Source organism: Flagellimonas sp. CMM7 (genome assembly GCF_021390195.1).
GTDB lineage: Bacteria > Bacteroidota > Bacteroidia > Flavobacteriales > Flavobacteriaceae > Flagellimonas.
Genome location: NZ_CP090003.1, coordinates 3436372 through 3458236 on the forward strand (window position 1 = coordinate 3436372; position 21865 = coordinate 3458236).

21 protein-coding genes are annotated in these 21865 nt (G+C 36.6%); 10 read left to right on the plus strand and 11 right to left on the minus strand.

What is annotated here, in order from left to right:
* Positions 1-344: 344 nt before the first annotated feature.
* Positions 345-3467 (plus strand): SusC/RagA family TonB-linked outer membrane protein, encoded by a 3123-nt coding sequence (locus LV704_RS15425; protein WP_163422864.1) that lies wholly within the window; start codon positions 345-347, stop codon positions 3465-3467.
* Between the two features lie 10 nt (positions 3468-3477).
* Positions 3478-4959, plus strand: coding sequence for a SusD/RagB family nutrient-binding outer membrane lipoprotein (locus LV704_RS15430; protein ID WP_163422863.1), 1482 nt, complete (start codon positions 3478-3480; stop codon positions 4957-4959).
* Between the two features lie 19 nt (positions 4960-4978).
* On the opposite strand, the gene LV704_RS15435 is transcribed toward LV704_RS15430, so the two are convergent.
* The 7 genes from LV704_RS15435 to LV704_RS15465 all read right to left on the minus strand — a co-directional run bounded on the left by LV704_RS15435 (position 4979) and on the right by LV704_RS15465 (position 11231).
* Positions 4979-6025 (minus strand): aminotransferase class I/II-fold pyridoxal phosphate-dependent enzyme, encoded by a 1047-nt coding sequence (locus tag LV704_RS15435; RefSeq protein WP_163422862.1) that lies wholly within the window; start codon positions 6023-6025, stop codon positions 4979-4981.
* Positions 6025-7035, minus strand: coding sequence for a dipeptide epimerase (locus LV704_RS15440; protein ID WP_163422861.1), 1011 nt, complete (start codon positions 7033-7035; stop codon positions 6025-6027). The genes LV704_RS15435 and LV704_RS15440 overlap by 1 nt, the downstream gene beginning before the upstream one ends.
* A 134-nt stretch (positions 7036-7169) precedes the next feature.
* Entirely contained in the window at positions 7170-7892 is a 723-nt protein-coding gene (locus LV704_RS15445) for a head GIN domain-containing protein (RefSeq protein ID WP_163422860.1), read from the minus strand.
* A gap of 112 nt (positions 7893-8004) precedes the next feature.
* Positions 8005-9744, minus strand: a complete 1740-nt coding sequence (locus LV704_RS15450; protein WP_163422859.1) for a PspC domain-containing protein — start codon at positions 9742-9744, stop codon at positions 8005-8007.
* A gap of 8 nt (positions 9745-9752) precedes the next feature.
* Positions 9753-10082 (minus strand): PadR family transcriptional regulator, encoded by a 330-nt coding sequence (locus LV704_RS15455; RefSeq protein ID WP_163422858.1) that lies wholly within the window; start codon positions 10080-10082, stop codon positions 9753-9755.
* Positions 10083-10239: 157 nt separating this feature from the next.
* The gene (locus LV704_RS15460; protein ID WP_163422857.1) at positions 10240-10749 is read right to left on the minus strand and encodes a nuclear transport factor 2 family protein; all 510 of its coding nucleotides are present in this window, start codon (positions 10747-10749) and stop codon (positions 10240-10242) included.
* Positions 10749-11231: a DUF4870 domain-containing protein gene (locus LV704_RS15465; RefSeq protein ID WP_163422856.1), complete on the minus strand. Its 483-nt coding sequence runs from the start codon at positions 11229-11231 to the stop codon at positions 10749-10751. The genes LV704_RS15460 and LV704_RS15465 overlap by 1 nt, the downstream gene beginning before the upstream one ends.
* A gap of 170 nt (positions 11232-11401) precedes the next feature.
* Here LV704_RS15465 and LV704_RS15470 point away from each other — a divergent pair, with 170 nt between their 5' ends.
* The 6 genes from LV704_RS15470 to LV704_RS15495 all read left to right on the plus strand — a co-directional run bounded on the left by LV704_RS15470 (position 11402) and on the right by LV704_RS15495 (position 15437).
* Complete coding sequence (locus tag LV704_RS15470) at positions 11402-11857, plus strand: DUF4442 domain-containing protein (RefSeq protein ID WP_163422855.1); 456 nt, start codon at positions 11402-11404, stop codon at positions 11855-11857.
* Positions 11858-11932: 75 nt separating this feature from the next.
* Positions 11933-12730 carry a TIGR00266 family protein gene (locus LV704_RS15475; RefSeq protein ID WP_163422854.1) on the plus strand — a complete coding sequence of 266 codons (798 nt, stop codon included), beginning with the start codon at positions 11933-11935 and terminating at the stop codon, positions 12728-12730.
* Between the two features lie 208 nt (positions 12731-12938).
* A complete protein-coding gene (locus tag LV704_RS15480; protein ID WP_163422853.1) occupies positions 12939-13592 on the plus strand; it encodes a DUF2461 domain-containing protein in 654 nt (217 codons plus the stop codon).
* An 8-nt stretch (positions 13593-13600) separates the two neighbouring features.
* Positions 13601-14185: an NUDIX domain-containing protein gene (locus tag LV704_RS15485; RefSeq protein WP_163422852.1), complete on the plus strand. Its 585-nt coding sequence runs from the start codon at positions 13601-13603 to the stop codon at positions 14183-14185.
* 21 nt (positions 14186-14206) lie between these two features.
* A complete protein-coding gene (locus LV704_RS15490; protein WP_163422851.1) occupies positions 14207-14722 on the plus strand; it encodes a peptide-methionine (S)-S-oxide reductase in 516 nt (171 codons plus the stop codon).
* Positions 14723-15203: 481 nt separating this feature from the next.
* Positions 15204-15437 (plus strand): hypothetical protein, encoded by a 234-nt coding sequence (locus LV704_RS15495; RefSeq protein WP_163422850.1) that lies wholly within the window; start codon positions 15204-15206, stop codon positions 15435-15437.
* Between the two features lie 70 nt (positions 15438-15507).
* Here the strand turns inward: LV704_RS15495 and LV704_RS15500 are convergent, their stop codons facing one another.
* The gene (locus tag LV704_RS15500; protein WP_163422849.1) at positions 15508-16794 is read right to left on the minus strand and encodes a D-alanyl-D-alanine carboxypeptidase; all 1287 of its coding nucleotides are present in this window, start codon (positions 16792-16794) and stop codon (positions 15508-15510) included.
* Positions 16795-16914: 120 nt separating this feature from the next.
* On the opposite strand from LV704_RS15500, the gene LV704_RS15505 reads away from it, so the two are divergent.
* On the plus strand, positions 16915-17112 hold the full coding sequence (locus LV704_RS15505) for a hypothetical protein (RefSeq protein WP_163422848.1): 198 nt from the start codon (positions 16915-16917) through the stop codon (positions 17110-17112).
* Between the two features lie 51 nt (positions 17113-17163).
* On the opposite strand, the gene LV704_RS15510 is transcribed toward LV704_RS15505, so the two are convergent.
* Entirely contained in the window at positions 17164-18105 is a 942-nt protein-coding gene (locus LV704_RS15510; protein WP_163422847.1) for a LysR substrate-binding domain-containing protein, read from the minus strand.
* Between the two features lie 514 nt (positions 18106-18619).
* On the minus strand, positions 18620-19039 hold the full coding sequence (locus LV704_RS15515; RefSeq protein WP_163422846.1) for a DUF2141 domain-containing protein: 420 nt from the start codon (positions 19037-19039) through the stop codon (positions 18620-18622).
* Positions 19040-19249: 210 nt separating this feature from the next.
* Between LV704_RS15515 and LV704_RS15520 the strand changes: the two genes are divergently transcribed.
* A complete protein-coding gene (locus tag LV704_RS15520; RefSeq protein ID WP_163422845.1) occupies positions 19250-21412 on the plus strand; it encodes a TonB-dependent receptor in 2163 nt (720 codons plus the stop codon).
* Positions 21413-21425: 13 nt separating this feature from the next.
* Here LV704_RS15520 and LV704_RS15525 read toward each other — a convergent pair whose 3' ends face one another.
* Entirely contained in the window at positions 21426-21848 is a 423-nt protein-coding gene (locus tag LV704_RS15525; protein ID WP_163422844.1) for a DoxX family protein, read from the minus strand.
* Positions 21849-21865 lie beyond the last annotated feature (17 nt).

Genomic DNA, 21865 nt, shown 5'->3' on the forward strand with positions numbered 1-21865 from the left:
AAAGAATTATGTGTAAAATCACATTTGTTTATTAAAAAATACCACTTCTTATAAAATTAGCTTAGAACACCATTTGGGTAAAAAAGGTAAAAATATCATTTCAATTAACTGAATATGGAAACTGTATTATTTGCAATTTTTAAATGCAAAGATTGACTCAACCCGATACTACTTGCAATAGTTTGCCATTTTTAAGCATTATCAATCCTAATTCTTTAAAATTTATATTGAAAATTAATGAATTTCGAAAATTATTGCATGAAAATGCAACATTTTGAAATGATTTTGTTTGATTATTGATATTTTTTGCACACTTTTAGGCACTATTACTAAATAACTCACGTATGAAAAACACATTTTTCACATTTTTTACCCTATTCTTTGCAACACTTACGTACGGTCAAACAATTACCGGTAGCGTTGCAGATGAATTTGGAGAACCCTTACCGGGGGTATCCATTGTTGTTGTCTCATCCAATCAAGGGACAACTACTGATTTTGATGGAAATTTTGAAATTAATGCAGATCAAGGTGCTGTTTTACGCTTCACTTATCTCGGAATGAAATCGCAGGACATAACAGTGGGGACAGAAAGAGTTCTCAATATTGTTATGATCGAGGATTCTCAAGCCTTGGATGAAGTTGTTGTAACTGCATTTGGTGTAGAACAGAAACGAAAGTCACTCGGTTATGCTGTGACTCAGGTCAAGGCAGAAGATGTTAATCTTGTCGGTCAAGCAAATCCAATTGAAACTTTACAAGGTAGAGTGGCAGGTGTGCAAATCAATAGAACATCGGGAGCAGCTGGTGGAGGTGTAGATATTCTAATTCGTGGTGTTACCTCCGTTAATCCAAACAGAAATAACCAGCCGCTTATAATTGTTGACGGTATCGCATTGAACAATGATACGTTTGCAGGTGAAGTGAGGCCAAGTGCTGGTTCAAACTCTCCAGATAGTGCCGAACAGTTTGCCTTTTCAAATAGAGCTGGAGACATAAACCCAGAAGATATTGAAACGTTCAGTGTTTTAAAAGGAGCCGCAGCAACAGCCCTATATGGGATTAGAGCTTCTAATGGAGCTATTATAATTACAACCAAAAGAGGTAAGCAAGGAAAGGCAAAAATCAACTTCACAGCATCTACAACATTTAGAAATGTAGCAACTACCCCAGAATTACAAACAACCTTTAGAGAAGGTTTTAGAGGAGCTCCAAGATTGCTTTACGACCCAGATTCGGAAACAGGCTTCAACAGAGTGCAGAGTGGCACAGTATTCTGGTCATGGGGACCAAGGTATTCAGATGATTCTTTTACTCTGGAAGATGATACCGTAGTGGATTTATCTAATGATCGCTTTCATAGCCCTTACGACATATTTAGAACTGGGTTTAATTCTCAGGTGAACTTAAGTTTAAGTGGAGCTAATGAGAAATTAGATTATTTTTTCTCTTTGGGGAACAATAACGAGCAAGGTATATTACCAAATACTGATTTTGAAAAAACAACTTTTAGATTGAATACCGGTTATAAAGTGACCGATAGGTTTAAAATAAATACTTCTATCTCTTATACGAAATCAGGTGGAAGAAGGGCGAATGGCGGAGATAAATCCGTTATGAGTGCATTATCCTTTTTCTCTGGGACTTTTCCAATCAATGATTATGTAAACCCTGATGGCAGTGAGAGAGATTATTCCTTTGGGATAATTGATAACCCACGTTATCTAATGGAAACGAGTAGCTTAATTGATAATGTAAATCGTTGGGTAGGAAATACTACGTTGAACTGGAATCCGAAAGATTGGATTAATGTCACATATGCAGCGCAAATTGATAACTATTCAGATAAGAGAAATCGATTTGTTGGTGCGGATTTAGACGGTGGATCACAAGTGGGGGGATTCATTCTTAATCAAAATATAAACTTTACTGCTTTGGAATCCAACTTGTTAGTGGCTATGAATAAAGATTGGTCTGAAGATTTTACCACTGATCTGACCCTTGGACATCAAATTTCCGATACAAAGAGGGACTATGATGAGGCAAGGGGAGAAAGATTGAATGTGCCAGGAATAAATGAAATAGGAAATACTATCAATTTCTTTTTGGATAACGATCTTCAGCGAATTAGAAACGTTGGTGTTTTTGGAGAGTTAAAACTTGGGTATAAAGATAAATTGTTTTTGACGCTTACTGGTAGGAATGACTGGTTGTCCGTGTTTCCAAAAGAAAACAGATCTTTCTTTTATCCGTCTGTTAATTTGGCATACGATGTATCGAGTTTATTTGGTGAAAATGATATTTTCACTTTTGGTAAACTGAGAGCTTCATGGGCAGAGGTAGGAAAGGGGCCTAATTTCGGAGATGTTGGACAACTTTTTGTTGTTGATGGTGACTTTCCTTTTGGAGGTACAGGTGGATTTAGAAGAAGCATTGAATTTGGAGATTTAGAAATTATTCCGGAACGAAATCAATCTACTGAATTAGGTGCTGACTTTCGATTTATGAAAAATCGTATCCGATTGGATTACGCTTATTTTAATACACGTGTCAAAGATCAAATTTTTACGGTAGGAACGGCACAATCTTCTGGTCTCTCGGGAATTACTAGAAATGCAGGGGATTTTAAAATTTTTGGACATGAGTTCCTTTTAAGTGCTGATATTATTCAGAAAGAAGATTTTAAGTGGGAGCTTATATTGAACTGGTCAACAAGTGAAGGAAAAGTTCTCGAAATTCCTGATGATATAGAATCTATAGTTTTTGCCGATTCAGGATTTGCGGGAGTTACTTCAGAAATTCGGGAAGGAGATGAGATGGGGTCCCTCTATGGATGGAAATGGCGTTATGAAAATGGAGAACGATATATTGATGAAGAAGGAAAACCTGAAATTGATTTTGAAGAACGCCAAAAAGTAGGGAATGCTTTTCCAGATTTCATTTCATCTCTGGGCAGTAATTTTAAATGGAAGGGTTTGGGCTTCAATTTTCTAATTGAGTATAAAAAAGGAGGTGATTTGTATGATTCAGGTAGAAGAAATGGTATTAGAAACGGTATTTTAGGAATTACCGAGTTTAGAGATGAAACTACAGTACTCTCAGGTGTAATGGATGATGGTAATGGCGGTTTTGTTCCAAATACTACAGAAGCACTTATTGATCAAGACTACTACAGAAGTTCTACCGACTTTAATAGAGCATCAGAGATTTTGGTACAGGATGCATCTTGGGTTAAACTGAGAAACATTGGCTTTAGTTACGATTTGAAAGGGAAACTGTTAAGTAGTTTAAACCTTTCTCGTGCAAGTCTATCTGTAAGTGCAAATAATATACTGATATGGACTCCATATGAAGGCTATGACCCAGAAGGAAATCAATTTAGTGCGGGAAGCAACGTATATGGTTTTGCGGGATTAAGTGTTCCCATAGCGGAAAGTTATTCGTTTGGTATTAATGTAGGATTTTAAAATTATTATTATGAGAAAGCAATTTTTAAATAGCACTATCAAAATCTTTACCATACTATTGTTTATAGGATGTAGTGATGAATATTTTGACATAAATACACCTTCAAACACAGCTATAGTAGATCAATTACGAATGCAAGATTTAATAGGCCCCGTCATTCTGAGCACTGTGCAAGGACAACGTTCGGCAGAACTCGCTTTTGGGAATTATGTGCAAAATTTTGTAATCAATGGTGGCGGTGCGGCCGGTCAAACAACGGCAAGCGCTCTTTGGGAAGAGGTATATCTGTACGTTCTCCCTAATTTAAAGGTTATAAAGGATAAAGCAACCGAGAACAATGCACCACACATAAGTGCAATTGCCGACATTTTAACGGCCATTAATATTGGTATTGCTACGGACACTTGGGATAATATTCCTTTTAGTGAAGCCAGTGAAGCACCTGAAAATACGTTTCCTGTATTTGATACTCAAGAATCAATATACAATCAATTATTCTCCATTCTGGATAATGCTATTGCAGCTCTTGAAGGCCCGGATAATTCTAACATTACCCTTGGGGAATCAGATATAGTTTATGGTGGCGATATTGAGAAATGGCTGCGTACAGCTTATACTGTTAAGGCTAGATATCAACTTCATTTGGTGAACAAAGGCGTTGTTTCTGCCAATGATGTTTTGGTTACAATTGAAAATGGATATGGTTCTGCAGAGGATGATTTTTTGGTATTTTTCGATGAAAGAAATATTAACCCATGGTATTCTGAAGAAATTTTAGCTAGAGCAACGGGCAATTTTAGCAATGATATTGCAAGTCAATTGGTCAGTTCAATGAATGGGGATTATTTTCCTTTTGAAAGCGGGATAGTTACTATTGACCCAAGGCTACCTTTGTTTGCTCAAAATGATGGTGCGGAAGAATACAAAGGTTATGTAAGTGGTAGCGAAGGTTTGGCTCCAGATGGAACGGATGCCAATACCAGCTTCAGAACCGATGGGTACTATACGAGCATTGATTCTCCTTTGTTACTCATTAGTTATGCCGAGGCAAAATTTATTGAAGCCGAAGCTGCATTTATTGCCAATGGAGGAACAACTACTAGCACCGGATCCAGCGCAGCAGCATACTCCGCTTATCTAGAGGGAATTCAGGCGAGTATGGACATGTATGAAGTTGACGGAGCGGATTATTTAGGGGATACAGCTATAGCCGTTGGTGAAGATGAATTAATGCTAAATCATATAATGAAGGAAAAATACATACATAACTTTTTGAACCCAGAAACCTTTGTGGATTTTAGAAGATATGATTTTTCCGATGATGTTTTTGTGGGACTTCAAATACGCCAGGAAGAAGCAAGTAATGACAGTGACTTTTTTGGTCAATGGTTTAGAAGGGCTGAATATCCAGCTACCGAGTTAAATAGGAATGAAGAAAATGTTTTGGCTAATCAAGAAACTCCTGTTACTCCAGTATGGTGGGATAGATAGAAAAATATAGTAGTTAGTTTTAGGAGAGGGTATTCAAGTACTGAGTTAGGTATTGAATATCCTCTTTTTTATGGGATGCACTTAAAACAATCCTGCTCATTAAGCTTGATGCAGTGTTTGGATACTTGAAATTAGTAATAATGATCTTATTTTTTTCAAGATAATCAACCAAGGGTTCATTGGAAAAACTAAATGCTGGATGCCCTATTATATAGTCAAACTTTTCAATGGATTGTAGGTTATGAATAAACAATTTAATATTGTCATTTAAAATCAACCTTTTTTGTTCATAGATTTCTTCACTGTCCATAAGAGTTGCCAGACCAGCTGGCGCAGCGGGACTTGCACCTCCAAAAAATGCAGTTTCTTTTAGTGCTGCTATTCTTTGTTGAGACCCAAAAACAACACCCGCCTGTATCCCAAATCCTTTTCCCAAAGAACCACAAACAATCAATTCCTTTGGGTGTAGGTTTTTTAATTTAGTATAGGCTCCATTACCTTGCTCACCAACAATGCCTATACCATGGGAATCGTCGGCTACCAGAATAATTTCATGCAAGGGAAGGGATTGTAGTTCTTCAAATTCTGGATAATTCTTTCCAGAGAAATCAACAGTATCCAATAATACCACAGGAACCTTATTTTCATCTGATGCCAACTGTTTTCTCAAATCAAAATTTAGTTCAGAAAATGTATCATATGATTTTGCTTCTGCATGATAAAGTGCCGAATGAGTATTTGGGGCATAGAAAATCTGGTAATCTACGGAATTTAAGGACTTGGCAATAAATTGACCGGCCAAATAACCGGAAGAGAGGGTGATACTGGCTTCACTACCTACGATATTGGCTAGATATTTTTCAGTTTCTTCAAAGATGTTCAGTTGAATGTTTGATTTTCGTGAAGCACCGTAGTTGGTTCCGTATTTTCTTAGGTTTTTTATAAATATGTTTTGAAACTCATTATCCAATTGAAGGCCCAAATAACCAGTACCTCCAAAATAGAGGTATTCCTTGCCATCTTTACGGATGGTTCGTCCAGGAAAAGAATCTATGAAAATTGCCATTAGTTGAGCGTTACTCCGCTACCCGCTATAGATGGGAATAAAACTTCGCCATTACTTTTAATGATTACACCATCTGCGATATCTTCTTTAAGTAGCATGGCGCCGTCCATATCGACATAGTCCAATTGCGGTAATAATTGGGCAATTGCTGAAATGCCGACGGTAGATTCGGTCATACAACCCACCATAATCTTTAATCCCATTTCTTTTCCTTTTTTAATCATACGCAGAGCGGGAGTAAGGCCTCCACACTTTGTCAATTTTATATTGATACCGTTAAAATGCAAGCCGCATTTTTCAACATCAGCTTCAACAATGCAACTTTCATCAGCAATTACTGGTAAGACACTATAGTGCATTACTTGTTCCATGCCACTCCAGTCATTTGCTTTTAGGGGTTGTTCTAAAAACTCTACTCCTAAATCTTTTAGCAAGGGTGCATTATGGATTGCTTCCTCAGCGGTCCACGCACAATTTGCATCAATTCTAAATATGGCATCAGAGTGTTTTCGTAATTCCCTTACAATAGCTACATCATCATTTGTACCTAATTTTATCTTATAGATGGGCCATGGGGTTTCTTTCATTTTAGAAACCATTTTTTCAATGGAAGCAATACCTATGGTATAATTGGTTTTTGGATAGATTGAAGTATCCGTACCCCAAATTGTATAAAGAGGTTTACCTTGTAATTTTCCATAAAGATCATGTGCAGCTAGATCTAAAGCGCAAATGGCAAAATTGGTCAATTCTTTTTCTACTAAAAACTGGTGAAATGCCTCCGGAGAATCAAAATCAAAGACTTCGATTTCATTTTGTATCGCTGAAATTTCAGCTATCATACTTTCAACGGTAATTTTGTAATATGGGTTGGAAGTGGCCTCACCATAACCTGTTTTTCCATTGAGGGAAAGTCCAACAATCAAAGAGTCTTGAAAATCATGGGATTCCCTAGAAATACTAAAGGTATGCTTTAGTGGAAGTATATATTTTTTTAAGCTGATTTGCATTGAAAATAGGTTTATACTAAGATAAATAAACCCCCTGTACTATAAAACAAAAACCCTGATTCTTATGCAGAAATCAGGGCTTATTTTTTTAACTTTTTTGGAATGTGTAATGTAAAGCTTTTTATTAATTGGTTTTAGTATTTATGAACGCTACCGGAAACAGATTTTTTCTTTTGTACACTGGCATTTCCGGTATAGGAAATATCAGCTCCACTGCTTGCGTCCGCAATTAACGATTCAGATACATTCACAGAAATGTCCGACCCACTGCTGGCATCCGCATTACAGGTTTTTGTGGCGAGCTCCCGCGCTCTAATATCCGCTCCACTACTGGCATCGGCAAACAAAATATCGGTCCTGCCGGCAATTTTAATATCTGCACCGCTACTGGCATCTGCAGAAACTTCTGATGCAACCAATTCTACATGAAGATCCGACCCACTGCTGGCGTCCAATTCTATCTTTTCGGCTTCAATTACGTTTTGAACGATTAGGTCTGCTCCACTAGAGCTTTTTAAAGCGGTAATATCTGGAAGGGATACGTAGACTTTTTTAGTGGCTCTTCCAATGTTCTCAATGGCATGGATTCTAAGTTTTCCATCTTTGATGTCCGTTCCAATTAAATCAATAATGTTTTCATCTGCTTCAACAGATATTTTAAAATCTTGATCTTGGGTTACAAATACATCTAAACCTTCTGAAGCTGATACCACGGTAAAGTCTTCAGTAACTTTTCTACTCTCTTCTACTACCTCTCCGTTTCCTCTTTTTCCATCCCCAAAACTAAGGTCAAAGTTGCAGGATGAGGCAAATATTGCCATTAAAAATGCGATTGCGATTCTAGCTAGTGTTGTCATGATTGTTGTTTTAATGATTGATATAAATTATTGTCGTTTTATTAATGATCAAATCTCGTGTTTACTGTGGTAATTATGTAGTAAAGAATTCCCAACCGTTGAAAACTATTACTCAATTGTCGTTTTTCTCTCCTGCTTTTATTTCAATACCATTTTCATCAATTTTCATTTTAAAAGCATCATCCCGGTCTTTAATATTGATATCTATGCCATTTTCATCTATGATTATTTTTCCTTCGTCATCATCTTCGCTCTCATCAATATCTAATTCTTCTGGGCAGTTTTGGCATTCAAGCTCTCCATTTTCTCCCATTACCCAGATGTATCCCACAATTCCGCTTCTGTAATAATCTTGGTCGTTTTTTACGCCACGGCCAATATATCCTCTTGCAGATTCTGCAAATTGTAAAGCCTTTCCTGTGGGAACATATATGGTTGTTGTCACCTCTTGGTTTCTAGCCTTGTTAGAAGTAGCTGTGGTCAAAAATTCATCCAATATGATTTCATTTTCAAACAACTCATATTCATAATTGATTTGCTTGGCCCTTTCTCTGGCAGCAAGAGTTGTATTTCCATGAGAATCTTTCCTAACGTTGATTTTTATAGATGAATCATCAGACTTTCTTATTTTAATATTGACGTCATCAGAAACTAAGATTCTATTATCATTTTCATCATAGGTAAAGGTCATACGTCCAAAATGGACATCTTCCATACCATAACCCAGTTCAGAGTCCTTAATTTTTATGACCAAGGTATCTGAGGGATTTTCCATTAAGACCTGATCCTTTATATTGACACTGCCCACATTGGCAAATTCTGCTGCTTGGCGAACCCCCAATGCAAACAATGTGCCTATAGAGATTAACCAAAGCCCTAAAAGGGAAAACTTGGCTATGTTTCCTATGGATTTTAAGTTGTTTACCAGAATCTTCAATCCTAAGTAAAGCAGGAAGAAGAAAGGAATGCCAACAGCAAAAAACAATAGTATGGATACGACCCAAACAGGTGCGCCCGTTGTGTTCACAATCTCATAAAAATCTACACCGGGAAGATGTATTGCATCAAAAATACCCAAGGTAAATGCACCAACAAATAACCCTATTAATGTTGATGCACCTATGATGATCAGTAGGATACCTATGAATTTTCCAAATATTTTAAATAGGAACATGATGATATCTCCTATAGTGTCAAAAAAGGTCTTGGAGCTACTTTTGACCTTGTTGCCTACTTTATCATAGTCAACGTTTTTAACTTTATCCGCAACATCATCAAACCCCTCTTTAACTTTGCGTTCTATATTGCTGATGTTGATGGGCTCCCCCGTCATGTCCAATTTCTGAGAGGTTGTAGCCGCTTCTGGGACCAAAATCCATAATAGGATGTATGCTATAAGCCCAAAACCTGTGAATACTGCCAATAGGATAAAAATAATCCGTATCCAAAGGGCATCAAACCCTAAATAATATTCCAAACCGGAACAAACACCACCAATATATTTTTGGTCCATGTCCCTGTACAGTTTTTTGGTCTTACGTGTGGCCTGCGTTTGGGTTTTTCGAGGCTCGTCCTCAAAAATATCCTCGTCAACCATATAATCTTCTGGTTGCCCCATAATGTTGATAACCGCGTCTACTTCTTTTTGGGTAATGACCTGTCTGTCATTTTCCATTTTTTCCAAAAAGAGTTCAGCTACCCTTGCTTCAATATCCGCAATGATTTCATCACTTCCTGCTGTACCTGAAAACGATCTTTTAATGGATTCTAGGTATCGCCTAAGCCTATTATACGCCTCATCATCTATGTGAAAGAGTGTATTTGCTAGATTTATATTTACTGTTTTGTTCATTTTGATTCTTATTTTGTGGTGGTTACTAGGTTAACTGCATTTCTTAGTTCATCCCAGGTACCGTTTAGTTCTTTTAGAAACAATTGTCCCGTTTCGGTAAGTGCGTAATATTTTCGAGGTGGTCCAGAAGTGGATTCTTCCCAACGGTAGTTGAGCAACCCAGCATTTTTTAGCCTCGTTAACAGAGGGTAAATAGTACCTTCCACCACAAGCATCTTAGCGTCTTTTAAGGCCCCTAGAATTTCAGATGCATATTTGTCCTTATCCCGTAAGATAGAAAGAATGCAATACTCCAGAACCCCTTTGCGCATTTGTGCTTTTGTGTTTTCTATATTCATAATGTCATGGTTCTTATAAATTAACTGTTCGTTTTTTGTTCCCGTCCGTTCCCTCTTTGATGAGAAGAGGGGGCGGGAACGTTTTTTGATTGATGATCGATTGATTGATGGTTTTTCGTTTTTTGATTGATAAATAAACTCCTTTTTTCGATTTGTTTTATTGTTGTAATTGATGGTCGTAACTCAATTCTCTTTTAATTTTCCACTGTCCATCTTCTAAAATCCATACATGTATAAATTTAGCGACATCCCCTTTTTGGTATTGCTTCTGTTCATTTAAAAACTCAAATGAATGAACCCCATGTTGAACAGCACCGTACAGTTCTCCCTGCTTATATAAGGGATAAACTTGCAAACTACCGGGAACTAAGATTCTTTTTGCACGTTGGGGTTCGTTCCTATCAATTTTTGCACAATTTTCTCTGTTGGGTGCCAAAAAATTATTTCTTCCAACGGTAACCCCTCCTTTATCATGGTAAAACTCAAAATCCTCTGTAAACAGCGATTCCATGGTCTCCACATCACATTGATTAAAGGCTGCATCAAACAATGTACTGTCCTTTTCTTTTAAAGTCATGTATAACTCAGAGTTTTCAGCCATTTGAGCGCTCATTATAAAAGTCATGCCCATGAATAGCGTTACAGTTATTTTTTTTGACAAGTTCATTATTTGATGAATTTTATGGTAAATGGATATTTAAAAGTCTCTCCTTCATTGGTTCTAATAGTAGCCAAAATGGTATAAACTATATTAATAACCATTAATGCTACTTGTATTACTCCCGTGATGCCAGCCGGCCAAAAAAACCGTCCAAACCTAAAATCATCACTACTAATGTGAATGTCTAGATTGTTAAGGTCACTTAAGCGATGCATTCCAAAAAAGCTCCCATCAAATAAATCTGGTAAAAAACCAATAAAGAATGGAATGCTGATTAAACCTGCTACTACTGAATACAATAACATGCTTATTTGAAAATTGAGCGCTTGCTTACCATTGTAATCTACAAACTCGTGTTCCTTTTTGTTGGCCGTCCATAAAATCAATGGTAAAATAAAATTACCAAAGGGGATAAAGTACTTTGAAAAGGTCGAAGCATGTATAATTGCTGACAAATTTCGTTCGTGCTTGGTTAATGATTCAGTCATGATTTTTTGATTGATGTTTATAAACGATTTTAGTTTACCTACTAGCTTACCATGCAAATATATGTCTAAAAGATGGTACTATGCAAAACAAAGTACTATAAATTAACATATATTTAACAAATTGATGTAATGACTATTTTCCTTATTTTTAGCGGACCTAAACATATATTATGGCTTCTAGCGCTAGTAAATTCAATACATTCACATTTTTTAAACTTCCTTCTGCATGGTGGTGCGGGGTACGGGTAAAGTATATTGATGATAAAAAGGCAGTTACATCGGTAACCCACCGATGGATAAATCAAAACCCTTTTAAAAGTATGTTTTGGGCCGTTCAAGGAATGGCAGCGGAGCTGAGTACAGGTGCTATGGTCATCAACCAAATAAAGGAGAGTGGAAAGAAAATATCTATGTTGGTTTTAAACAATAATGCCAATTTCTCCAAAAAGGCTATCGGTAAAATCACCTTTACTTGTGAAGATGGACATTTAATCGAAGATGCCATCAAAAAAACAATTGAAACAGGAGAAGGACAGACCATTTGGATGAAATCCGTTGGGGTCAACACAGATGGAGTAGTGGTCTCTACTTTTAATTTTGAGTGGACTATTAAGCTTAAGAAATAAAGTGATTCTGTTTTTTTGTAACAAAACAAGTATTCCACCAACAGATAAGTAAAACACTTAAAAACAAATCAAAAAATGAACGCACACGAAATAGATTATGAAATTTATGGGGAAGAAATGCAATATGTGGAAATTGAACTGGATCCACAAGAAGCAGTAGTTGCCGAAGCAGGGAGCTTTATGATGATGGACACCGATATAAAAATGGATACTATTTTTGGGGATGGCTCTGGCCAGGATTCTGGAGTATTGGGTAAATTGTTCTCTGCAGGAAAACGATTATTGACAGGAGAAAGTCTTTTTATGACCGCTTTTTTAAATATTGGTCATGGTAAAAAGAAGGCAAGCTTCGCTTCACCATATCCAGGAAAAATATTGCCTATTGACCTTTCAGAAAAGGGAGGGAAATTCATCTGCCAAAAAGATGCCTTTCTCTGTGCTGCTAAAGGCGTTTCAGTAGGGATTGAATTCTCCAAACGTTTAGGCCGTGGACTTTTTGGTGGAGAAGGTTTTATTATGCAAAAGCTGGAAGGTGATGGAATGGCCTTTGTACATGCTGGTGGTACTATGGCAAAAAAAGAACTGGCAGCAGGTGAAGTATTAAAGGTAGATACGGGTTGTATTGTTGGTTTCTCACATACCGTAGATTATGATATTGAATTTGTTGGTGGCATAAAAAATACCGTTTTTGGTGGCGAAGGTTTGTTCTTTGCCACACTTAAGGGCCCTGGAACCGTTTATGTGCAATCATTACCGTTTAGCCGACTGGCCGGTAGGGTATTGGCTTCTATTCCAAGAGGTGGAAAGGACAAAGGAGAAGGGAGTATTCTTGGCGGGCTTGGAGATATTGTAATGGGCGATAATAGATTTTAATAATCAGTAGTCAGTAGTCAGTAGTCAGTAGTCAGTAGTCAGTAGTCAGTAGTCAGTGGTCAGATTTATGTTTCTTAAAAAAAGATTCATACTTTTTGTAATTATTCAATAAGAGCATACCTTTCTGAACTCTGAACTCTGAACTCTGAACTCTGAACTCTGAACTCTGAACTCTGAACTCTGAACTCTGAACTCTGAACTTCTTTCAATGGATTTCCAAGACCTATTTAATTTTCTTACCGAATTACAACAAAACAATACCAAAGAATGGATGGATGCCAACCGGAAGTGGTACAAATCTCTTCGTGGGGATTTTGTGCTGTGGTTGGACAGTCTGGATATGACCATGGCAGAGTTGCATGATGACTATTATCCCACCCCAGGAAAAAAGGGAATTAATCGCATCAACAATAACCTCATGTTCCATCCACATAAACCTATTTATAAGGACCATTTTGGAGCAGGTTTGGATAAAGCCCCAAACTCAGCAGACTTTTATATTGAGGTAGGGGTAAAGCAATGTTTGTTGGCAGGAGGATTCTGGCGTCCAGAACCCAAAACCTTGCGAAGTATTCGTGAGGGAATAGACTACAATGGCGAAGAATTACAGCAAATTATAGCGAAACCTTCTTTTAAAGAGTTATTCGGTGGGCTCTACGAAGATGAAAAACTGACCAATGCCCCCAAAGGGTTCGCCAATGACCATCCACATATTAAATTGTTAAGAAACAAAACTTTCGCAGTGGAACACCAAATGGATATGGGCGAGGTTTTAAAGGATAATTTTGAAGAAAAAATTAAAGTAGTTTATTTGGAGATGCTTCCTTTCCGACGATATTTGAATAACGCAACAACCGTTTAATCCAGATTATGAAATACGGAAAGGTCAAGAACATTAAGAAGGAGTTACTATCAGATAATTGGTATTCATTAAATAAGGTCACTTTTGAGTACCAACGAGAAGATGGTGCATGGGAAACCCAAGTACGTGAAGCTTATGATCGCGGAAATGGAGCAGTGATTCTTCTATATAATAAAGAAAAAGGGACTGTGATTTTAACCAGACAGTTTAGAATGCCTACCTATTTAAACGGCAATGAAGATGGAATGATGGTTGAAGCCTGTGCAGGAATTTTAGAAAAAGGGAATGCAGAGCAAACCATTATCATGGAAGTGGAAGAAGAAACCGGTTATAAAATCACTGAAGTTGAAAAAGTATTTGAATCATACATGTCACCAGGTTCTGTTACTGAAGTGTTATATTTTTTTATTGGACAATATAAGGAAAACATGAAGGTGAGTGATGGTGGCGGGGCCGAGGATGAGACCGAAAACATTGAAGTGTTAGAAATGACTTTTCAAAAAGCACTGCAAATGATGTCCAGCGGAGAGATTAAAGATGCAAAGACCATTATGTTGCTTCAATATGCACAGATAAACAGGTTATTTGATTGAGTTTTTAACGACCAAAGGTGTATGGAAATCAAAAAAGTTGCCTTAGGTGGAGGTTGCCATTGGTGTACCGAAGCTGTTTTTTTATCCCTACGCGGAGTCATCAAAGTGGAACAAGGGTTTGTTTCTCAAAAAGGAGAGCAAAGTTCTTTTTCCGAAGCAATCATTGTACGTTATGACCCAGTTGCAATTTCAATGAAGGATTTAATTGAAGTTCACCTACATACCCATCAAAGCACTTCTGAGCATTCATTTAGACACAAGTACCGTTCAGCTGTCTATGTTTTTTCCAAAAACGACTTTAATGAGTCCAATCAAATTTTGAAAGCGTTACAGATTGACTTCAAAAAGAAACTGATTACCAGAACCTATTATTTTGAAGCATTTAAACCTTCAGACGAGCAGTTCCACAATTACTACTATTCAAATCCTGAAAAGCCGTTTTGCAAATCATATATTGACCCTAAATTAAAGGTACTCATGAACCGATACTCCAGGTTTATGAAAACAGCTACTGATACAGATATTCTTTTAGGGTAATTGATTATCCAATGATGTATATAAGCTTCAGGTACTCCGTTTATTCGTTAAGAACATGCTAAATGATATCATATTTTTATAACAGAAGTATCAAGATAAAAATATATTTTTTATAATCATTTGATTGTCAATAATTTATACTGATTTATTTTCTTTTATGGATTTACCTGCACAAATGACAAGTTGTAAGTAAGAAAGTTTACCCTCGTACTTAACACCAGTTAAAAGCAACAAATAGTTTTGCTTTTAAGATTAAAGAAAGTTTGCCCAAAACTTTTCAAAATGAATAAAAAGGATGCAAGGTGTTTGATTGGTGTTTATCTCAAAACAATATTGGAGTAAACCCATAAACCAAAACAATGCTGCCACAGTGCAAACGATTTGACCCTTTAAAAATTTAAAAATGAAAACTTCTAAACTTCCTTTATTTATGATTTTGGCTTCCTGTAGCTCCGATGATTTTGTTGGTAGCTAAGATGATGTGGACCCTGGCGATGATCAGGGAAGTTCCAATACTTTTGTTGGTGCGGGGTATGCGATGACAAATGGAGTGGTTGATATGTGGATTACAGATGACGGTGCATGCCTATATCAGTTGTTTAGTTTGGATGGAACTATTGGAATTTATCGTGTAAATGGTCAAAGCCTGGAGTTTGTTGAAGAAGAATCTGGAAACCTTCCGGATACCAATACTCAGGGAATAGTTGCTATTTAATAATTCTGTTTTTAAGTTGTTTTGTTTGATAGAATCGGGAGAAGCTGTCTTCTCTCGGTTCTTTTTACATTTAATTCTTTTCCCTAAGTTGATTGAGAATAGCTTCAATCTCAATGCGTATTTGAGAAGTGGGAATTGTAAAATGATTGTTCATGAAACTGAAAATCAAAATTTTGCCAGATTTTGTTTTTAGATAACCGCTTAAATTATAATTGTTGCCCAAAGAACCAGATTTGGCAAAAATGTAAGGTTCAACATCAGGGTTCTTCCATGTTGCGGTTGTCCCGGAAGAATCCCACATAGGGAAAATTTGAAACAGACGTTCTTCAGGAATCTCAGCATATATTTTTTGAAGTATTTGCACCATTGATCTTGGAGTGAACAAATTATACCTGGAGAGTCCAGAACCATCAACCCACCTTGGTTTGTGTTCCAAATTCATAAATTCGTTTTCAAGCATATGTGATATACTGGTTTGCGTGCTCAAGGTGTCGGATAGAGTTGAGGAACCAACCATCAATAACTGCTCTGCCAGAAAATTATCGCTTTCATAAAGCATTTGCTTATAAACAGAATCTGTAGCTATGCCGTACAGCACTTCTTTTTCTATTAAGGGGAAACTATCAACAAGTGTTACATTTTTTTCCAAAGCTTCCTCCAATAGCTTTTTTGTGAGTGAATTACTGGTTATAAAAGGAACTTGCAAGGTATCCTGTTCGTTTGGTTTTATATAGAATTGATTTGCAAACTCCTCCCTTTGTTTGGACTCCTCGATAACAGAAACCTTGTCCAACAAAAAATGAGGAGATACTTCTAGCGCATTATTGTTTGAAATAGTAACAACATTCCCATAAAGGGGTAGTGTGCTTTTTTGAGGTGAGAAATAGGTGTCGTAATCTTCCCATGCCCATCCGGGGCCAAACCTATTTTCTTCAGAATTTTTTAGATACAAAGCGAGATGGTCATACTTTTTAAACAAGGCAATTGCCGTAGTATCATTGAAATAGGGGTGAAGCCATGTGGGGTCTCCAGTACCTTCTGCATAAAGGGTGTCATTTTTGATTCCATATTTTAAAGTGGGAAGATTTTTTGGCAGCAGCCTTAGTCCAGTATATAAGGTGACTATTTTTACATTGCTCGCTGGTGTGAAGTACTTGCCGCCATTGGAATTGTGAATTGTCTCAGCTGTCTTGGAATCAACTACAACTAACCCATGAAAAGAATTTTTTAAGCCTCCGTTATTTAGCCTGGAATCAAATTTGGATAGACGAGACGAAGCACATCCAAAAAGCAAGAAAAACCCTATAAACACTACGACGGAAAAATATTTAATACGCTGATTATATGGATTGTACATATTTACTGTTTGTCGAATTTAACACGAAATTATTTAATTTTTAACTGCAATTTTACGCATTTGTGCGTGACTTTTCTTAATTTAGATGACAACCTTTTAATCCAATATAATCAAATTTCTATGCCCAGAGCAATGTTAGATTACACCAAAACTATTTTACAAAAAGTTAGTTTTGATGCTAAACTATTCGCAAAAGAATTACAGAAAGCTGTTTCGAGGTTATTACCAAGTGAAATTGAAGAACTCAAAATCTGGTTAGAGTATTTTATTTTAGATAAGCCAGAATTACATCCCACATTAATTTTAATAAAAGAATAAAAATAGGAGCCGCTTTAAGCGGCTCTTTTCATTTTAACTTACCACTGGGTTTTAATTTTTCCCTAGCGGACTAATTATTTTTACATCTTGGAAGGCTATCGCACCTCTTACAATACCGGAGATCACTTCTTTTAATGCCTCTGTAATTTGAATTTTAAGTTCGCTCTTATGGTAAATTAAACTTATTTCGCGAGCTGGAGAAGGGTTTTTAAAAGGTTTTAAGAACTGTGTTTTCTTTTGTTCTAAATCTAAGGTGTTTAGATAGGGTAGTAACGTCATTCCCATACCCTCATCTGCTAAACTAACTAAGGTTTCAAAACTGCCACTTTCAATTTTAAATTGCTCATCATACAGGTTCTTTGGAGATTTACACAGGTTTATTACACCATCTCTAAAACAATGCCCGTCTTGAAGCAAAAGAATATCACTTACATCCAAATCCTCGGTAGTCAATTGCTCACGTGAAGACAAACGATGGTTCTTGGGCACATAACCTACAAATGGTTCATAATAAAGAGGACGTTCTTTAATAAATTCAATTTCCAAAGGGGTAGCTGCAATTGCGGCATCCAGATGTCCATCCAAAATGTTTCGTATTAAAGCGTCTGTTGGTTGTTCTTTGATAATGAGATTGACCTTAGGATACTTTTTTATAAAAGTGTTCAAAAACATTGGGAGTAAGGTAGGCATGACCGTAGGTATAATACCTATAGTATAATCTCCACCAATAAACCCCTTGTCCTGGTCAACTATGTCTTTGATTCGCTCTGCTTCCGCTACAATGTTTTTAGCTTGAGCTACTATCTTTTTCCCTACTTCGGTAATGGAAATGGGCTTCTTGCTTCTGTCAAATATCAGAATATCAAGCTCATCTTCAAGTTTTTGCACTTGCATACTTAATGTGGGCTGGGTAACAAAGCTCTTTTCTGCGGCAAGAGTAAAATTTTTGTATTCAGCAACAGCCAAAACATACTGCAATTGGGTAATGGTCATCAATCGAATTTTAGAATATAAAAATATAAAAACCATAGATAAAACCTATCGATTTTTGGTTTTATATCTATTTCTTTGATTTTTCATCAAACCAAAAGAGAACCCTTTTGCCTGTCCAATACGTCATATTGATAATTGGCAAGAGGCGCTCCCCAAGAAATATTCTTGTTTTTGCTTATGGTGTAAAAACTATCTATATGTTTTTTAGCCAAATAAGCATTATTCCTATTGTTAAGGTATCCCCACGAAATGTCTTTAAGGATTTTTATACATGTTGAATCAGATGCCGCACTTTGGTATTTGGTTTGTAAACTATCAACGAGGTTTGTCTGCCCCCTTTAGTGTAATAACCATGAGGCACATAAGGATAGTGATGAAGTTGAATTGTTTTATAATATTGGTTTAAAATGGTTGGTAAACAAGTAACTAAATGTAACGTTTAATGTGGATAGCACAAAATGAAAAAGGCCTGCCAACGGCAAGCCTTTTATTTGATTGATGAATTATTGTGTTTTTAGAATCTTATTTCAAATTCTAAATCTTCTCCCTTGGTTTCAAATTTTGCCGCAGAAAAGTTTGGTGGTCCATAAGACATATCATTGCCGGACATACCATAACTTTCTTTAGGCATTCCATTTTCCTCAAAATCCATTCTGCTATTCTCATTGACATCATGAAGTGCCATAATAGCATAAGTACCTTGGGGTACGTTTTCAAAAGTGAGGGATACTGCTCCGTTTTCAATAGTGCTTTCCAAATTCTGTATACCTGGCCCTTTCATAAAAGTATCTGCAGTATGCAGGCTGACCATTACTTTACCTTCATTGCTGGTAATATTGTTAATGGCAACTTTAATATTGACATCGGTTGTTTCTTGTGCATTGCTTAAAAAGCTTACAAGTAGAAAAGTTAGAGTTAGTGTTACAGTTTTCATATTAATTGTTTTTGATGTTATTGATGACCCAAATTTCCTTGAAAGCTGTTTGTCATAAAATTTCAATCTACCGAAATGTTGTTTTTTAAGACTGAATTGTAATTCAAAAACGACTTCTCAATTCATCTTTAAAATTCCACAGTTGAGTATTGTGGATTGGTTTGGAAAAATTCAGCGTGACATTTTTGTGGCATCAAATAACGAACAGTCATGAAAAACCAACTTCTTTTATTTATCACTTTATTTAATTTCACCATTTTATTTTCGCAAACAACAATTTCAGGAATTGTAACTGATGCTAAAGAAAATCCTATAGCAGGAGCCAACGTGTATTTAGAAGGGACTTATGATGGAGCCTCTACTGATGAAAGTGGCAAGTTCAATTTTGAAACTACCGAAACAGGAACCCAAACCCTTGTTGTTTCAATGTTATCCTATGATTCACATTATGAGATAGGTGACATCACCTATTTTAAAGATATTAAAATCAGTCTGTTGGAATCTATAAATGCTTTAACGGGAGTTACCTTGACAGCCGGAACTTTTGAGGCTGGCGATAACTCTAAGGTCTCGGTATTAAAACCCCTTGATATTGTTACCACAGCTGGCGCAGTGGGAGATTTTGTAGCGGCATTGCAAACTTTGCCAGGGACCACATCTGTTAATGAAGATGGAAGACTTTTTGTCCGTGGTGGAGAGGCAGGGGAGACCCAAGTATTTATAGATGGTCTTCGGGTTTTTCAACCGTTTAATGCAACTGCAAACAATATTCCCACCAGAGGGCGGTTTTCTCCGTTCCTTTTTAAGGGAATTACATTTAGCACCGGAGGATATTCGGCAGAATACGGACAAGCATTGTCCAGTGTATTGTTATTGAACACCACGGACGTTCCTGTTCAAGAAAAAACTGATATTTCCATTATGTCCGTTGGCGGTGGACTAGGACACACCAAAATATGGGGAGACCAGTCTTTAAGTATAAACACCTCATATATAAACCTTGCACCTTATGAAGCACTTATACCTTCTAACCAAGGAGTAAGATGGAACAGTCCTTACGAATCTTTGGCAGGAGAAGCTGTGTTTAGAAGTAAGGGTGATAAAAGTATGTTCAAAATGTATACTGGTTTCAATTATGCCAATCTGGACATAGAACAAGAGGATATCAATTTTGAAGATTTTATTCAATTCAAATTAAAGAACAACAACCTATACTTTAATTCATCATATAAGTACTTTTTTGAAAATGATTGGAGCTTGACTTCAGGAGCTGCTGTTTCTTGGGATACCAATGCTATTGGTTTACAAGAAGATAACATTGATACTAAAGAAACAGCTTCACATATAAAGGTTAAAGCCAAAAAAATATTTAGCAGTAGATTCAATCTAAATTTTGGTTCAGAGTTTTTTATTACAAATTATGATGAGACGTTTAACACTCCTGATGGCTTTGTTTTTGAAAGTAATTATGAAGATAAGCTATGGGCAGGGTTTGCAGAAACGGATATCTTTTTGAGCAACCAGTTTGCTATGAAATTGGGAATGAGGGGAGAATATAGTTCATTGCTTGAAGATTTTACCATTTCACCTAGGGTTTCCTTGGCGTACAAACCGGGTGATAAAGGTCAATTTTCATTGGCATACGGAGACTTCTATCAAAACCCTTTGACAGAGGTGGTCAAATTTGGGCAAGCTGTGGATTCTGAAAAAACATCGCACTATATATTAAATTATCAATATGTAGGGGATGGTAAAACGTTTAGGGCAGAAACCTATTATAAGGATTATGATAATTTGATAAAGTACGATACGGAATTACCACAGTTCGATTCCACTTTTGAGAATTCAGGTAGTGGATATGCAGCTGGGTTGGATATATTCTGGAGAGATAACAAAAGCATTAAATCCTTAGACTACTGGGTTTCCTATTCCTACTTGAATACTGAGAGGGATTATAGAAATTTTGAAGAAAGGGCCACTCCTAATTTTGCGCCAAAGCATAATTTATCTATTGTTACCAAATATTGGGTAGAAAAATTAAGGTCTCAAGTAGGACTTTCATATTCCTATGGTTCGGGAAGACCATATGATAATCCAAATACACCAGAGTTTTTAGCGGAAAAGACCAAGGCCTTCAATAATGTAAGCTTTAATTGGGCCTATTTAATTGACCAACAAAAAATCTTATATTTTTCGGTGAACAATGTTTTAGGATTCAATAACATCAACAATTATCAATACGCGAACACTCCAAATATGGATGGTGTTTTTGATAGACAAACGATTAGACCAGCAGCGGACAGCTTCTTCTTCGTAGGTTTCTTTTGGACCATAAGTAACGACGGTAAAAGCAATCAGTTGGACAACCTTTAGTCCAAAGCTAAATTTACTTTTGCATTTTTAGATAATAATCAGCAGAGTGTTTTCCGGATCCATAGACCAAGAAAAAAATACACACTAACAAAGCAATTATGGCCAAAATTAAATTTGAAGTGTTCATTTCTCCTAGGAAGTTGGTTAGAACAGCACCAAATAGAATAGGTAGCTGAGCAAACACTGCCCATCTGGTCAATAACCCAATAACAATTAGAAACCCTCCTACAAAATGGGCAGGTGCTATGTAATGAAGAAGAATCATGCCCCCTGGCATTTCTTGGAACGGTCTTACAATTTCTGCCATTTGCTCATGGCTGGTCATAAACTCCACACCTTTTAAAAAAAGAAAAACTCCAAGGGCTACACGTATTAAATCCAGCGGATAATAGGTATGGGAGTTTGCCCATTTGTTTAAATTCTTTACTGTTCCCATGACTAAAAAATTTACAA